Annotated in this window: 16 protein-coding genes; 11 read left to right on the top strand and 5 right to left on the bottom strand. The window is 50.2% G+C overall.

All coding sequences use genetic code 11. The features are described 5' to 3' along the window. The first annotated feature begins 87 nt into the window (after window positions 1-87). The 6 genes from argS to ASC40_RS06855 all read left to right on the top strand — a co-directional run bounded on the left by argS (window position 88) and on the right by ASC40_RS06855 (window position 5,978). Window positions 88-1,830 (top strand): arginine--tRNA ligase, encoded by a 1,743-nt coding sequence (argS, locus tag ASC40_RS06880; RefSeq protein WP_055439052.1) that lies wholly within the window; start codon window positions 88-90, stop codon window positions 1,828-1,830. A 2-nt stretch (window positions 1,831-1,832) separates the two neighbouring features. Beyond that, window positions 1,833-2,402 carry an SPOR domain-containing protein gene (locus ASC40_RS06875; protein ID WP_055439051.1) on the top strand — a complete coding sequence of 190 codons (570 nt, stop codon included), beginning with the start codon at window positions 1,833-1,835 and terminating at the stop codon, window positions 2,400-2,402. A gap of 68 nt (window positions 2,403-2,470) precedes the next feature. Next, a complete protein-coding gene (gene hslV, locus ASC40_RS06870) occupies window positions 2,471-3,007 on the top strand; it encodes an ATP-dependent protease subunit HslV (RefSeq protein ID WP_055439050.1) in 537 nt (178 codons plus the stop codon). Then, complete coding sequence (gene hslU, locus ASC40_RS06865) at window positions 3,000-4,340, top strand: ATP-dependent protease ATPase subunit HslU (RefSeq protein WP_055439049.1); 1,341 nt, start codon at window positions 3,000-3,002, stop codon at window positions 4,338-4,340. The genes hslV and hslU overlap by 8 nt, the downstream gene beginning before the upstream one ends. A 99-nt stretch (window positions 4,341-4,439) precedes the next feature. Beyond that, window positions 4,440-4,925, top strand: a complete 486-nt coding sequence (rraA, locus tag ASC40_RS06860) for a ribonuclease E activity regulator RraA (RefSeq protein ID WP_055439048.1) — start codon at window positions 4,440-4,442, stop codon at window positions 4,923-4,925. 6 nt (window positions 4,926-4,931) lie between these two features. Then, window positions 4,932-5,978, top strand: coding sequence for a formimidoylglutamase (locus ASC40_RS06855; protein ID WP_055439047.1), 1,047 nt, complete (start codon window positions 4,932-4,934; stop codon window positions 5,976-5,978). On the opposite strand, the gene hutI is transcribed toward ASC40_RS06855, so the two are convergent. Next, window positions 5,960-7,168 (bottom strand): imidazolonepropionase, encoded by a 1,209-nt coding sequence (hutI, locus tag ASC40_RS06850; protein ID WP_055439046.1) that lies wholly within the window; start codon window positions 7,166-7,168, stop codon window positions 5,960-5,962. The genes ASC40_RS06855 and hutI overlap by 19 nt on opposite strands. An 86-nt stretch (window positions 7,169-7,254) precedes the next feature. On the opposite strand from hutI, the gene hutC reads away from it, so the two are divergent. Genes hutC through hutH form a run of 3 tightly spaced genes read left to right on the top strand, consistent with a single transcriptional unit; the run spans window position 7,255 to window position 11,219 of the window. Continuing rightward, window positions 7,255-7,953: a histidine utilization transcriptional repressor HutC gene (gene hutC, locus ASC40_RS06845; RefSeq protein WP_055439045.1), complete on the top strand. Its 699-nt coding sequence runs from the start codon at window positions 7,255-7,257 to the stop codon at window positions 7,951-7,953. Between the two features lie 48 nt (window positions 7,954-8,001). Beyond that, window positions 8,002-9,678 (top strand): urocanate hydratase, encoded by a 1,677-nt coding sequence (hutU, locus tag ASC40_RS06840; protein WP_055439044.1) that lies wholly within the window; start codon window positions 8,002-8,004, stop codon window positions 9,676-9,678. After that, window positions 9,678-11,219, top strand: a complete 1,542-nt coding sequence (gene hutH, locus ASC40_RS06835; protein WP_055439043.1) for a histidine ammonia-lyase — start codon at window positions 9,678-9,680, stop codon at window positions 11,217-11,219. The genes hutU and hutH overlap by 1 nt, the downstream gene beginning before the upstream one ends. Here hutH and ASC40_RS06830 read toward each other — a convergent pair. Genes ASC40_RS06830 through ASC40_RS06815 form a run of 4 tightly spaced genes read right to left on the bottom strand, consistent with a single transcriptional unit; the run spans window position 11,216 to window position 13,740 of the window. Then, window positions 11,216-11,464, bottom strand: coding sequence for a TraR/DksA family transcriptional regulator (locus ASC40_RS06830; RefSeq protein WP_055439042.1), 249 nt, complete (start codon window positions 11,462-11,464; stop codon window positions 11,216-11,218). The two genes, hutH and ASC40_RS06830, sit on opposite strands and share 4 nt — an antisense overlap. 13 nt (window positions 11,465-11,477) lie before the next feature. Then, a complete protein-coding gene (locus tag ASC40_RS06825) occupies window positions 11,478-12,395 on the bottom strand; it encodes a bifunctional GNAT family N-acetyltransferase/hotdog fold thioesterase (protein ID WP_055439041.1) in 918 nt (305 codons plus the stop codon). Window positions 12,396-12,397: 2 nt separating this feature from the next. Further along, the gene (gene dtd, locus ASC40_RS06820) at window positions 12,398-12,847 is read right to left on the bottom strand and encodes a D-aminoacyl-tRNA deacylase (RefSeq protein ID WP_055439040.1); all 450 of its coding nucleotides are present in this window, start codon (window positions 12,845-12,847) and stop codon (window positions 12,398-12,400) included. Next, window positions 12,844-13,740, bottom strand: coding sequence for a virulence factor BrkB family protein (locus ASC40_RS06815; RefSeq protein ID WP_342666847.1), 897 nt, complete (start codon window positions 13,738-13,740; stop codon window positions 12,844-12,846). The genes dtd and ASC40_RS06815 overlap by 4 nt, the downstream gene beginning before the upstream one ends. Before the next feature lie 123 nt (window positions 13,741-13,863). Here ASC40_RS06815 and ASC40_RS06810 point away from each other — a divergent pair, with 123 nt between their 5' ends. Together ASC40_RS06810 and ASC40_RS06805 are read left to right on the top strand one after the other, a co-directional pair. Then, the gene (locus ASC40_RS06810) at window positions 13,864-14,556 is read left to right on the top strand and encodes an SDR family NAD(P)-dependent oxidoreductase (RefSeq protein ID WP_055439039.1); all 693 of its coding nucleotides are present in this window, start codon (window positions 13,864-13,866) and stop codon (window positions 14,554-14,556) included. A gap of 64 nt (window positions 14,557-14,620) precedes the next feature. Beyond that, window positions 14,621-15,271, top strand: coding sequence for a DUF2959 domain-containing protein (locus tag ASC40_RS06805; protein WP_055439038.1), 651 nt, complete (start codon window positions 14,621-14,623; stop codon window positions 15,269-15,271). The last annotated feature ends 2 nt before the right edge of the window (window positions 15,272-15,273 follow it).

The following is a 15,273-nucleotide window of genomic DNA, read 5'->3' as shown; positions in this document are numbered from 1 at the left end:
TTGGATCTGATGTTTTGGGCTTTGTCTAATATCCAATATCTAATATCTAATATCTAATATCTAATATCGCATTAAGGTTTAAATTAAATGAAAGAACAGTTGGAATCCCTCCTTGCCGCGGCCGTTGCTACCCTGCAACAACAAGGTACCCTCGCAGCTGACGTACAACCACGCATTCAGCTAGACCGCCCGCGCGACAAAAGTCATGGGGATTTCGCTACCAACTTAGCGCTGATGTTGGCTAAACCTGCGAAAATGAACCCACGGGCATTGGCGGAAGCAATGATTGCGGCGTTACCAGAAAATAACTTAGTGGCGAAAACCGAAATTGCCGGGCCTGGCTTTATTAACTTCACTATTAGCCAACAGCAACTGATTGATCAGCTTGAACATGCCTATCAAGATGAGCACGCAGGCATTCAGGCTGCGGCGCAGGCAAAAACCGTGGTGATTGACTATTCATCGCCGAACTTAGCTAAAGAAATGCACGTTGGCCATTTGCGTTCTGCCATTATTGGTGACGCGGTATCACGTGTAGAAGAGGTGCTTGGCCACAAGGTGGTGCGCCAGAACCACGTAGGTGATTGGGGTACCCAGTTTGGTATGTTACTGGCGCACATGGAAGAGCTTGATAATGCCGATTTGGACATGGAGCTAAGCAACCTAGAAACCTTTTATAAAGCGGCGAAAAAGCGCTTTGATGAAAGCGAAGCCTTTGCTGCGCGAGCACGCGAATTAGTGGTTGCGCTGCAGTCCGGCGAGCCGAAATGCCGAGCGCTTTGGCAGCAATTTATTGACGTGTCATTAAGCCACTGCCAAGAAGTTTATGACCGTTTAGGGGTGAAGTTAACTCGCGCAGACGTCATGGCTGAGAGCGCCTACAACGATGATCTCCCACAAGTTGTGGCCGATTTAAAAGAGCAAGGCCTATTGGTTGAAGACCAAGGCGCGCAGTGTGTGTTCTTGGATGAGTTTAAGAACAAAGACGGTGAGTCGTTGCCGGTTATCGTGCAGAAATCAGGCGGTGGCTATTTGTATGCAACGACCGACTTGGCTGCTGTGCGTTATCGCCAAAATGTGCTTAAAGGCGACCATTTAATGTATTTTGTCGATCAGCGTCAGGGCTTGCACTTTCAGCAAATTTTCACCCTAGCGCGCAAAGCAGGTTTTGCGCGTGAAGACCTACAAATGGATCATTACGGGTTTGGTACGGTTATGGGCAAAGACGGCCGTCCATACAAGAGCCGCGACGGCGGTGTCACGAAATTAGCTGACTTGCTAGATGAAGCGGAAAAACGTGCACTCGAGTTGGTCCAACAAAAGAACACGCAACTAACATCTGATGAGCAGGCTCATGTGGCCAAAGTAGTGGGTATTAGCTCGGTAAAATATGCTGATTTATCGAAAAACCGCACCAGTGACTACATTTTTGACTGGGACACAATGCTCAGCTTTGAGGGTAACACTGCGCCATACTTGCTTTACGCTTATACTCGGGTTAACAGTGTATTTGGCAAAGCAGGCGTTGACCCAAGCAGCATTACCGCACCATTTATTTTGAATGACGAGCGTGAAATTGCGTTGGCCAATATTTTAGTGCGCTTTAACGAAGTGGTGCACACGGTTGCCGACAAAGCCATGCCACATTTCTTATGCGGTTACTTGTACGACGTTGCCGGTGCTTTTTCCAGCTTTTACGAGGCCTGCCCAATATTGCAGGGTGACGACCAAGACGTCCGTCAAAGCCGCTTGAAACTTGCCGCGTTAACGGCAAAAACTTTACGCCAAGGTTTAGAACTGCTTGGTATTCCAACGCTTGAGAAGATGTAAGCATGGACTACGCAAATCGTAAGCGGCCGCCAAAGCGCACGCCACCGAAAAAATCGACACGCGGCAAAAGCCAGCAGCCAACCAAACCTGCTGTACCTTGGTTAGTGGTGCTATTAGCCATTATTTTGGTAGGTGGGTTTGCGTGGTTATTAAGTGCTATTTCTGGGCGTTCGCAACAGTCTGCGCCGCAGTCGGTTGACGTACCGCCGGCACAGCAGCAACCACAAGCCCAACCGCAAAAAGACCCACTTCCAGAGCAACCCGAAGAACCTTGGGACTACATTGAAGTATTGGAAAACCAAGAAGTTGTGGTAGACGTGCCTGAACGTGAGTTGGGGCCACCAAAGCTGATGCAGTGCGGCTCGTTTCGTAACAAAAGTGACGCGGAACAAATGCGCGCCATGATTGCCATGATAGGGCTAGAGTCACAGATTCGGAGCACCGACGGCGGTAACGGCGTTTGGCACCGAGTTATTCTGGGCCCTTACGAATCGAAACGCGATGCCGAGCGTGATCGCCATAAATTAGAGCGCGGAAACATACACGGTTGCCAAATCTGGAACTGGAATTAATCACTCGCCTATTGAAAATCACAAATACGACCTCATAACTGGAGCATAGCAACCAAGAGGACGTATTTGTGACTACAATCGTATCAGTCCGTCGCGGTGACAAAGTTGTCATCGGTGGCGATGGCCAAGTTTCACTTGGCAACACCGTGATGAAGGGCAACGCACGCAAAGTGCGCCGTTTATACAATAACCAAGTGCTGGCGGGTTTCGCCGGCGGTACTGCCGACGCTTTCACGCTATTTGAACGCTTTGAAAAGAAGCTAGAAGCCCATCAAGGTAACCTGATGCGGGCCGCCGTAGAGCTGGCCAAAGACTGGCGAACAGACCGCGCGCTGCGCCGCCTTGAAGCCCTATTGGCTGTTGCCGACAAGCATACCTCATTAATTATTACCGGCAACGGTGATGTGGTGCAGCCTGAAAATGACCTCATTGCCATTGGCTCGGGTGGGCCGTATGCCCAAGCTGCCGCCACCGCTTTGCTGGAAAACACCGAATTAAGCGCACGTGAGATTGTTGAAAAAGCCCTGACTATTGCAGGCGACATTTGTGTCTACACCAACAGTTTCCAAACCATTGAAGAACAGGAGTCGGTAAGCAATGTCTGATATGACCCCACGTGAAATTGTTGATGAATTAAACCGACACATTGTCGGTCAAGATAATGCGAAAAAAGCAGTTGCGGTGGCGTTGCGTAACCGTTGGCGTCGCATGCAGCTAAACGAAGAGCTGCGTCAGGAAGTTACTCCGAAAAATATTCTTATGATTGGCCCAACGGGCGTTGGTAAAACTGAAATAGCACGGCGGTTAGCAAAGCTTGCTAACGCACCCTTTATTAAAGTAGAAGCCACTAAGTTCACCGAAGTTGGTTATGTTGGTAAGGAAATTGAGTCGATTATTCGCGATCTTACCGACACTGCAGTGAAGCAAACACGTGAACAAATGATGCAAAAAGTGCGTCACCGCGCCGAAGACGCCGCAGAAGAGCGCGTGCTTGATGCTTTATTGCCGCCGGCCAAGAAAACCACCGGCTGGGCTGACGAGCAGGAAGAGCCGCGCGAACAGTCAAACACGCGCCAAGTGTTCCGCAAAAAATTGCGCGAAGGGCAGCTAGACGACAAAGAAATAGAGATAGAAATTAGCGCGCCACAAATGGGCGTTGAAATTATGGCACCACCGGGCATGGAAGAAATGACTTCGCAGTTGCAAAGCATGTTCCAAAACCTTGGTAGCGGTAAGTCGAAGCCGAAGAAAATGAAAATCAAAGATGCGTTAAAGCAATTGATTGAAGAAGAAGCGGCAAAAATGCTCAACCCGGAAGAAATCAAAGAGCAGGCGCTTAATTCAGTTGAGCAAAACGGCATTGTGTTCTTAGACGAAATTGACAAAATTTGTAAGCGCGGCGACGTATCGGGCCCAGATGTGTCGCGTGAAGGCGTGCAGCGTGATTTGTTGCCGTTAGTTGAAGGGACCACGGTATCGACCAAGCACGGCATGGTGAAAACCGATCATATTTTGTTTATTGCATCGGGTGCTTTCCAAATGTCCAAGCCGTCTGATTTGATTCCTGAGTTGCAAGGCCGCTTACCCATTCGCGTAGAGCTAGAAGCGTTAACCAGTGCCGACTTTATTCGCATTTTAACCGAACCCAACGCGTCGTTAACCACGCAATACAAGGCACTTATGGCCACTGAAGGCGTTAACGTTGAGTTTACCCAAGACGGTATTCGCCGTATTGCTGAAACTGCGTTTCAGGTAAACGAAACCACCGAGAATATTGGCGCACGCCGTTTGCATACAGTGCTTGAGCGGTTAATGGAAGAAATCTCGTTTAAAGCAAGTGACTTACAAGGCGAAACCATCGAAATTGATGCGGCATACGTTGATAAGTACTTAGGCGAGCTGGCGCAAGACGAAGACCTCTCACGCTTTATTCTGTAATCAGCTATACTTTTGCTTTACACTACAGGCTAAACACGCAAGTGGCTTAACATTCAATCTGTTAAGCCACAGTTTTGTCACAGCAACTGGAGTACGGCAATGGAATACAACACCTCTGAGCTTTGCGATTTATACCCAGATATGGTCGATGTGGTTGAACCCATGTTCATTCACTACGGCGGTCGGGTTTCGTTTGGCGGCCAGTTGGTCACCGTGAAGTGCTTCGAAGACAAAGGCATTATCGAAGAAGTGGTGCAGCAGCCGGGTACCGGCAAGGTGTTGCTCATTGACGGTGGTGGTTCAACCCGCCGCGCGTTAATCGATATTGCAATTGCTGACTTAGCGTTTGAAAACGACTGGGAAGGTATTGTCTGCTTCGGTGCCGTGCGTGATGTCGATGCCCTTGATGAACTTGATATGGGTATTATGGCGCTGGCGTCTATTCCTGTTGGCGCTGGCAACGAAAGCGTTGGCGAAGTAGATGTCGCGGTGAATTTTGGTGGTGTAACCTTCTTGCCAGAAGACCACTTATATGCCGACAGCACCGGTGTTATCATTTCTCCAGAACCGTTAGATATTGAATAGCGACCCATGTTTTTAACGGCTATTGATCCCAGTGCGTGGTTTACGCCACGCGCCGGTGAAATTCGTCTCGGGCAAACGCTTGCCTGCTTAGCGCAGCAGCAAGACATGTCAGTTTATCATCACGCCATTGAAGAGTCCTGGCAACAAGGGCAACGCATTGCCATTGTAGGTGTGCCAGAGTCTATCGGGCCACGTGCAAACTTAGGCCGCGGCGGTGCTGAGCACGCATTTGGTGCGGCCCTAAAAGGGCTGTTGTCGTTACAGTCTAACCCCATGATTGCCGACCACGAGTTATTGCTTGTTGGGCAAGTTGATGTCACCGACTTACAGCAACAAGGCGATGCCTTACGCAACAGCGATATAGGTGAGTTAGCGCATTTGCGAGAATTAGTTGAACGCCTTGATCAGCGAGTGCAGCAAGTGGTGCAGCCGTTGTTTGAGTGCGGCTTTGACGTGATTCTTATTGGTGGTGGCCACAATAATGCTTACCCGCTAATTCGGGCGCTAAAACAAGCCAGCGGCACCGCCGTAGGCGCCGTAAATTTAGACCCCCACGCCGACTTTCGCGCGCGCGAAGGTCGTCATAGCGGTAATGGTTTTAGCTATGCCTACATGGAAGACGCGTTACAACATTATCACGTGGTTGGCTTGCATGAAGGTAAAAACAACGCCGATAGCTTGAAGCAGTTTAGCGACGCTGAGTTTACCTACCGCAGTGTGCATGAACTATACGTAAGCGACTGGCGCGCCGAATTGCAGGCAACAGCAGCGCAAGCCGAAGCCTGGCATGTACCCTTGGGCATTGAGGTTGATGTTGATGCCTTACAAGGGGTGCCGGCCAGCGCGATTAACTTTAACGGGTTGTCTATTGCGCAAGGCTATAGCTTCGTTGAGTGCTTAGCTAGCCTACCGCGAACGCGCTATGTGCATTTAGCTGAGGCCGCGCCAAGTTTGCACCCAGCAGGGCGCGAAGCTGGTGACATGGCATGCGCGCAACTGCTAAGTGAGTTAGTGCTTGCTTACTTGCATGGCTTTCAGCGCCGCTCACCTTGATGCCAACACGCCACTAGCGGGTTAGTGCCATATTGGTAAGTTAAGCTAGCTGGGTCGTCAATATTCCACAAGCAAATATCCGCACGTAAACCTGGTTTTAACTGGCCACGGTCACTTAAGCCAAGCGCTTTTGCGGCGTTAACCGTCACTGCTCGCAGGCATTCTTCTGGGGTTAAACGAAACAGGGTTGCTGCCATTTGCAGCATTAACTGTAGGCTTAAAATCGGTGAAGTACCTGGGTTAGCGTCGGTGGAAACAGCAATAGGTACGCCGTGCTGACGCAACAACTCAACCGGCGGTTGCTTGGTTTCGCGCAGAAAATAAAACGCACCGGGTAGCAACACGGCAACGGTCCCAGCAGCCGCCATTGCCTTTATACCGGCCTCGTCTAAATACTCTAAATGGTCACAACTTAACGCTTGGTAGCGCGCAGCTAAGGCACTGCCATGTTGATTGCTTAATTGTTCGGCATGTAATTTAACCGGCAAACCAGCCTGTTTAGCAGCCTGAAATACACGTTCAGTTTGTGTGGTGCTAAAACCAACAGACTCACAAAACGCATCAACAGCATCGGCCAAGCCTTCGTTGGCTAGCTGGGGAATAATTTCCTCAACCACGCTATCTATGTAGCCATTGGCGTTGTCTTTAAACTCTGGGGGAACCGCATGGGCCGCTAACAAAGTGGTAAGCACCGAAACTGGCAACTGCGCACCTAGGGCACGCGCCGCGCGCAGCTGTTTGCGTTCGTGCTCAAGGCTTAAGCCGTAGCCTGACTTTATTTCAATAGTGGTCACGCCTTCGCGCAGCAAGGCTTGCAAGCGTGGCAAGGTGGCGGCAATCAGTTCGTCTTCGCTGGCGGCACGAGTCGCGCGTACGGTTGCGGTGATACCGCCGCCTTGGGCAGCAATATCGGCGTAACTAACGCCGTGTAGGCGTTTGGCGAATTCATCGGCGCGCGAGCCAGCCCAAACTAAATGCGTGTGGCAGTCAATCAGCCCAGGGGTAACTAAGCCGCCCTTGCCATCCATACTTGCTATGGAACGCAAATGACTTGGCTCATCAGCTGCAGGGCCGGCATAAATAATTTGTTCCGCATCAAATACCACCACACCGTCGTCAACAAGGCCGTAACCCTCACCAACCATAGTTGCCAAACGAACCGAATGAATGCGCTGTGGTACTAATGCCATAAAAAAGCCTCCGCCATAACTTGTATATACAATTAAATCTGCCTACACTTTAGCACACTCTTTGAAGTGCTGCAGCGAGGGTATTCGTGAAATTTTCCAAAATTAAGCAACACATTTATAGCAAAATTGCTTCGGGTGAGTGGCCAGAAAACCACCCCGTTAGCTCGGAAAACGCACTGGCTAACCAATTTAGTGTTAGCCGCATGACGGCTCGACGTGCTTTGCAAGAGCTTGCCGATGAAGGCCTAGTGATTCGTAGCAAGGGCTCAGGCACTTATGTGGCGCCACTTAAATCGCAAACGTCATTCATGGCTATTCGTAATATTGCCGATGAAATTCGTGCACGCAATCATGATTACGAAGCGCATGTGCACACGCTTAAGCAAGTGCCTGCAAGTTTACAAGTTGCCGAGCAGCTTGGGTTAGAGCCAGGTGCACCGGTGTTCTATTCAGTTATTGCGCACAGTGAAAATGGCTTACCTGTGCAAGTTGAAGAGCGTTACGTGAACCCCATGGTTGCGGCCGACTATTTACGCCAAGACTTTACCTACATCACGCCCCATGAATATCTCAGTGCAGTAGCGCCATTAACCGAGGCCAGCCATCAAATAGAGGCGGTAACCCCGTCGGCTCAAGTGTGTGACTGGCTTGAATTGACCAAGCCAGAGCCCTGTTTACGCATTATCCGCCGCACCTGGAGTGATGCCGGCGTGGTGACTTACGCGGTGTTGACGCACCCAGGGTCGCGCTTTGTATTGGGTGGTCACCTCACGTTTAAACCGTAAATTTGACCGATTGTTTGACGCATATATTTAACTAAAAAGGACGCAGTAATGTCTTTTACACGACTAGACGAAACCCGAAAAATTCGTGCCGATCATGGCACCAAGCTCACCACCGCCAACTGGCAGATTGAAGCAGCCAAACGCATGCTTATGAACAACCTTGATGACGAGGTGGCTGAGCACCCACAAGCACTAGTGGTTTATGGCGGTATTGGCCGTGCAGCCCGCAGTTGGGAAGCCTTTGACAAAATTGTTGAAGTACTTGAACGTTTAAAGCCAACGGAAACCTTGTTGATACAGTCTGGTAAACCTGTTGGTGTATTCCCGACCCACGAAGACGCACCACGCGTGCTTATTGCCAACTCAAACTTAGTGCCGCAATGGGCAACCTGGGAACACTTCAACGAGCTCGATAAAAAAGGCCTGATGATGTACGGCCAAATGACTGCAGGTTCATGGATATACATAGGTTCGCAAGGCATTGTGCAAGGCACCTACGAAACCTTTGTGTCGGTTGCTCGTCAGCATTTTAATGGCGACACCAAAGGCCGTTGGGTATTAACCGGTGGCTTGGGCGGTATGGGCGGCGCGCAGCCGTTAGCGGCAACCATGGCTGGCTATAGCATGTTGGCGGTGGAATGTGATGAAACCCGTATCGATTTCCGCCTACGTACACGCTACTTAGATCATAAAGCAACTTCGCTGGACGAAGCATTGGCGATTATTAACGAAGCCTGCGCACAAGGCCAAGCGGTGTCGGTTGGTTTGTTAGGCAACGCCGCAGATGTTTATGCTGACTTAGTTGCGCGCAATATTACCCCCGACGTGGTAACTGACCAAACTTCAGCGCACGACCCATTGCACGGCTACTTGCCACAAGGTTGGACGCTTGAAGAATACAAACAGCGTCAGCAAAGCGACGCCAACGGCACCGTTGCTGCGGCGAAACAGTCCATGGCCGTGCAGGTGCGTGCTATGTTGACGTTGCAAGAGCGCGGCGCAGCAACGCTTGATTATGGCAACAACATTCGGCAAATGGCCAAAGACGTTGGCGTAACCAACGCATTTGATTTTCCGGGCTTTGTACCAGCCTATATTCGTCCACTATTTTGCCAAGGGATTGGGCCTTTCCGCTGGGTGGCGCTGTCAGGTGACCCAGAAGATATTTATAAAACCGACGCCAAAGTCAAAGAGCTAATTCCAGATGACCCGCACTTGCACAACTGGCTCGACATGGCGCGTGAACGTATTAGTTTTCAAGGGTTACCAGCACGCATTTGCTGGATAGGCTTGAAAGACCGCGCACGTATTGCCCGCGCTTTTAACGACATGGTGAAAAATGGCGAGCTTAAAGCGCCTATCGTGATTGGACGTGATCATTTGGACTCGGGCTCTGTGGCGAGCCCAAACCGCGAAACCGAAAGCATGATGGACGGCTCAGACGCTGTGTCCGATTGGCCATTGCTCAACGCGTTATTGAATACTGCCGGTGGCGCCACCTGGGTTAGTCTGCATCACGGCGGTGGTGTAGGTATGGGCTACTCGCAGCACTCTGGTGTGGTTATTGTTGCAGACGGAACTGCGGCTGCCGACCAACGCTTAAGCCGTGTGCTTTGGAATGACCCGGGCACCGGAGTTATGCGCCATGCTGACGCTGGTTATGACATTGCGCGCGACTGCGCAACCGAACAAGGCTTAGACTTACCGATGTTGGAGAACAACTAATGCAGACACAATTTGAACTACAACCCGGTACCTTAAGTTTGACCCAGCTGCGCCAATGGTGGGCGCAGCCACAGCAGCTTAGCCTGCATAACGACGCCGATGCAATCATTGCGCGCTCGCACCAAACCGTCGCTGACGTGTTAGCTGCGGGCAAAGTGGTGTACGGCATTAATACAGGGTTTGGCTTGCTAGCGAACACCCGAATTCCACCTGAAAAATTAGAAGACTTGCAACGCCGCATTGTGTTGTCACATGCCGCAGGCACACAAGATCTGATGGACGACACCGTGGTGCGCCTAATGCTATTGCTGAAGATTAATTCACTAAGCCGTGGCTTCTCTGGGGTGCGCCGTGAAGTTATTGACGCGTTAATTGACCTAGTTAACCACCAAGTGTATCCATGTGTGCCAAGCAAAGGCTCAGTGGGCGCGTCTGGCGACTTAGCGCCATTAGCTCACTTGGTACTGCCATTACTTGGCGAAGGCCAAGTGCGCGTGAATGGCAACATTTACCCAGCGGTTGAAGGCATGACCAAAGCCGGCTTAAAGCCACTGAGTAATTTAGCGCCCAAAGAAGGCTTGGCTTTGCTAAATGGTACTCAAGCATCAACCGCGCTGGCCTTACATGGCTTGTTCCAAATTGAGCGAGTGTTTAATGCTGCCTTGGTTACCGGTGCTATGGCGGTTGAAGCAGCGATGGGCTCGCGGTCACCATTTGACGCACGTATTCATGCAGTGCGTGGTCAACCAGGCCAAATTAAAGTGGCCCAAAGCTTCCGGCAGTTATTGGCCGACAGCTCGGAAATTGCCGAAAACCACGCTGATTGCGAAAAAGTACAAGACCCATACTCGCTGCGCTGTCAGCCGCAAGTGATGGGCGCAGTATTTGATCAGTTGCAACACGCCAGTCAAGTTTTGGTGCGTGAAGCCAATGGCGTTACCGACAACCCCTTAGTGTTTAGCGACAATGGCGACATTATTTCTGGCGGGAACTTCCACGCGGAACCAGTGGCTATGGCGGCCGATATTCTCGCCATTGCCGCCAGTGAAATTGGCGCATTGTCAGAGCGCCGCAGTGCCTTGCTGATTGATCATCATTTAAGTAATTTGCCACCGTTTTTGGTGAACGACGGCGGTGTAAACTCGGGCTTTATGCTGGCGCAAGTTACCGCAGCGGCACTTGCTTCAGAAAACAAAACCTTGGCCCACCCAGCCTCGGTGGATAGCTTGCCAACCTCGGCGAATCAAGAAGACCATGTGTCGATGGCTACGTTTGCCGCGCGCCGGTTAACCGATATTGCACGCAACGTGCGGGACATTGTCGCCATTGAGCTGCTTGAAGCGGCGCAAGGTTTAGATTTCCGTCGCCCGTTAAAAGCGTCGCAAGCGGTTGAACAAGCACATGCAATTGTTCGCGAAAAAGTCAGTTTTTATGACCAAGATCGGTATTTTTCGCCGGATATCGCCGCAGTTGCGACATTAATTGAGCAGGGGCAGTTGCACAGTTTAGTGCAAGAAGGGGCAGTACTTGAGGACGCTTAAGCGTCCTCTTCTTCGTCTTTTAATGCTTGGCAGTCAACACACAGCGCAACATCTGGTTTGGCTGCTAAGCGTGCTGCAGAAATTTCTTCACCACACTCCACACAGTAACCATATTCGCCGCTACGCATACGTTGTAACGCTGCAGCAGCGCTGTCGGCTTGGCGCGAACCCGCTTGGTCATTGACCACGGTTTCTAGTTTACTGCGAATACGTAACAACTGCTGGGCGGATAACGATTCACTCATGTTAACGTCCTTCTTATTTGGATTTTTCGTCTTCTTTATCGGCGATAACAACAAACTGGCCGGTAAATTCAGCAACCGGTTTATCGCCATCAAATACTTGCGACTTTAGTGTCATGCGTGCGTTTTTACCAACTTCTAAACTGGATAAGTCACCCGTCATAGCCGACAAACGAGCTAATGCACGCGGTTCACGGCTAATTGGTTTGTGGTAATGAATTTGACCATCAGCCAATACCACCGCCCCCTGCAGCTGTCGCTCGCGCAATTGTAAATGCAACAACCCCCAACACGTCAAGGTTGCCAACGAATAAATACTGCCGGCAAACATAGTGCCATGCACATTAATATTGCGAGACAAGGTAGCCGATGTTTCAAATTCGCGCCCAGTGTATTGCGTAATTCGAATGCCCATGGTGTCAGAAATAGGTATTTCTTCGTGCCAAGTCTTTTGCAGCTCGGTGCACCAGTCGGGGCGATAAATAATACGGTTAAATTCGGTTAAGGTTTTACGCAACTGGTGCTCAGCTTGTGGATTTTTCACGGTATCGGCTTCTTCCACCACGTCATAACCACACTTAATATAAAAGCCCAAGGTGTTGTCACGCGAATTAATCACAATATGCTTCGCCCCTTCAGCGCGGGCTAACTGTTCAAGCGCATACACAATGGCCACGCCGTGGCCCTCGCCGCGATGTTCTGGCGCTGACGCCATAAAGCGAATTTGGCCTTCGTCTGGACTGTTAAAATGTAAACGGCCAACAGCAACCGCCTTGCCAGCGCTGTTCACAACCATACGATGATAGCCAACTTGGTCATATTCATCCTGCTCTGAGCCACGTGGACGCTGAAAGGGTTCACGTAATACACGCCAACGCAGGTCATAGTAGGTTTCGAATTGCTCCGGAGTTTCTGGTGCTATCACACGGTACATATTTATCCTTTATTGTTGGTTTGCAGCATAAAGGTCACCGGCCCGTCATTGACCAATGACACCGCCATATCTGCCCCAAACTCACCGGTGGCGGTGGTTAACCCCAACTGCTGCAGTGCCGCAACAAAGCTGCGGTAGAGAGGTTCGGCTTGGTCGGGCATTGCCGCGCTGGAAAAGCTAGGGCGTCGGCCCGAGTTGGTATCGGCCGCAAGGGTAAATTGCGACACCACCAAAACCCCACCTTGAATATCTTGCACACTTAAATTCATTTTGTCATCGCTGTCTGAAAACACCCGATAACCGGCTACTTTGTGTGCCAATTTCGTCACGTCTTGTGCGGTATCGTCACGCTCTATACCAAGTAAAACCAGTAAACCTTGACCAATAGCACCCACTTGCTGGCCATTAATGCTTACCGACGCTTGGCTAACACGTTGAATGAGTGCTTTCATGATTGATCATTGGCCTCTGTTGCTTCAGTGCTTTCTGGTGGGTCGAAGAACTCTTCAATACTGGCGGTTAACTCGGCACCAAGTAGTACAATGTTCCACGACACAAAAATCCACAGCAGCAAAATAGGAATGGCCGCTAATGCGCCGTAAATGGCTTGATAACTAGGAAACGCAGTAATGTAAGCAGCAAAACCACTCTTGCTCAGCTCAAATAAAATGGCAGCTAGCAGGGCGCCCCACACGGCGTGTTTAGCCCGCACAATACGGTTCGGCATCATAATATACAGCAGCATAAAGGCCACTAGCGATGTCACCAAAGGCACTATGCTTAATAGCGTTGTGCGTACCCCCGACACATATTCTTCGGCCGCCGCTGTTAGTGAAATAAGGTATGAGGTTACCGCCATACCAGAGCCCATTAAAATAGGGCCTAGGGTTAATATCATCCAGTACACGGCAAGTGCGACCACCATGCGGCGGCGCTTATGGTTGCGCCAAATGCGGTTCATGGTGGCGTCAATGGTACTAATGAGATTCACTGCCACGACAATCACAAACACCACACCAATGGTGGTCATTTTAGAAACGTTACTCACAAACTGGTTTAAGTATTCGCTGATTTCTTCGCCCGAGGTCGGCAATAAATTAGCGAACAATAGTTTTTCCAGCTCTTCTTTGAGCTGCTCAAACATAGGAAATGCAGAAAATACGCTAAACATGACAACCAGCAGCGGCACTAAAGCTAGCATACTGACAAAAGTTAAATGCCCAGCAACAATAGTGACACGATCATCTAAACAGCGTTTACCAAAGTATTTGGTGAACCGCCATGCTTTGCGGCCACGTTCCTTCCACGCGGTCATTGCTGTTGCTTCGCTGTTGTTATCGCTCATGTATTTATCCCTGTTGCATGGTCTATTCTACGGCCAAGCGTTGATTTTATTACCACTATAATCCCAAACCCGAGCCATTGCGTAAATAGGTTAATGAATTGCAACGTACCAAAGTGGGTTTCTATGAATGTTCTTATTATTGGTGCTGGGGGCGGCCTAGGTACAGCATTGGCGTCACATTATCACAAAGCTGGCCACCAAGTGCAGGCGCTAAGCCGCCAGGCTAGTAGTTTGCCAGAGGTATGCTGGCTGCAAGTTGAAGACTACAGCGCGGCACAATTACAGGCAGTGTTACCACAGCTGTATCAGCCCGACGTGGTCATTAGTACGCTGGGTGTGCTTCACAATGACAGTTTTATGCCCGAAAAACGATTGGCAGACGTGAACTTAGAACAGCTACACGAGAGCTTTCGAGTGAACGCCATCACGCCTATTTTGTTGCTGCAACAGCTGTTGGGGTTGCTACCGAAAAAGTCGGCGTGCATATGGGCGCAGTTGAGTGCTAAAGTCGGCAGTATTAGTGATAACTACCTTGGCGGTTGGTACAGCTATCGAGCCAGCAAAGCGGCCTTGAATATGCTGCTAAAAACCGCGGCGGTTGAACTAAAACGTACGCATAAGCAGCTCTGTATAGCGGCTATTCATCCAGGTACCACAGACACGGCGCTGTCTGAGCCGTTTCAACAACGTTTAGCGGCAGACAAACTGTATACACCGGCGCAATCAGCGCAACGTATTGCCGCAGTGATTGAGCAGTTACATGCTGAAAATTCAGGTGGTTTTTGGCATTGGGATGGCGCGCCACTGCCTTATTAAGCTATACTCGAACCATCGTTTTGTTCACGTTTAGAGCAAAAATACCAATCAGCAAGGAGCAATTATGCGTCAATTCGTTACCGTAATGTGGCTAGCGACGGCCACGTTAGCGCTAGGGGGCTGCCAGAGTGCCTACTACGGCGCCATGGAAAAAGTTGGTGTACATAAGCGTGATATTTTGGTTGACCGTGTTGATGACGCACGCGATGCCCAAGCCGACGCTCAGCAAGAGTTCAAATCAGCATTGCAACGTTTAGATGAGCTATTGAAATTTGATGGTGGTGAACTTGAAGAACGCTACAACGCGCTGAATGACGACTATGAAAGCAGTAAAAGCGCTGCCGAACGCGTACGTGATCGCATTGAAGCGATTGACGATGTGGCGCAAGCGTTATTTGACGAATGGCAAGATGAACTCGAGCTGTATAGTAACGACACAATGCGCCGAGAAAGCGAACGCTCACTACGCGACACCGAGCGCCGCTACAACAGTTTGTTGCGCAGTATGGAGCGTGCCGCCGCAACCATGGACCCCGTATTGGCAAAATTGCAGGACAACGTATTGTTTTTGAAGCACAACCTAAACGCTTCGGCAGTTGATGCCATTCGTGGTGAATACAATAGCTTACAAACAGATATTCAGGCGTTAATTCGCGAAATGGAAGCAGCTATAAACGAGTCGAACCAGTTTATTGCTGCAATGAAAGAGGGTTAAGC

The sequence above is a fragment of the Pseudidiomarina woesei genome (genome assembly GCF_001418345.1).
Classification (GTDB): Bacteria; Pseudomonadota; Gammaproteobacteria; order Enterobacterales; family Alteromonadaceae; genus Pseudidiomarina; species Pseudidiomarina woesei.
This window is presented reverse-complemented; position numbering and strand designations above follow the sequence as displayed.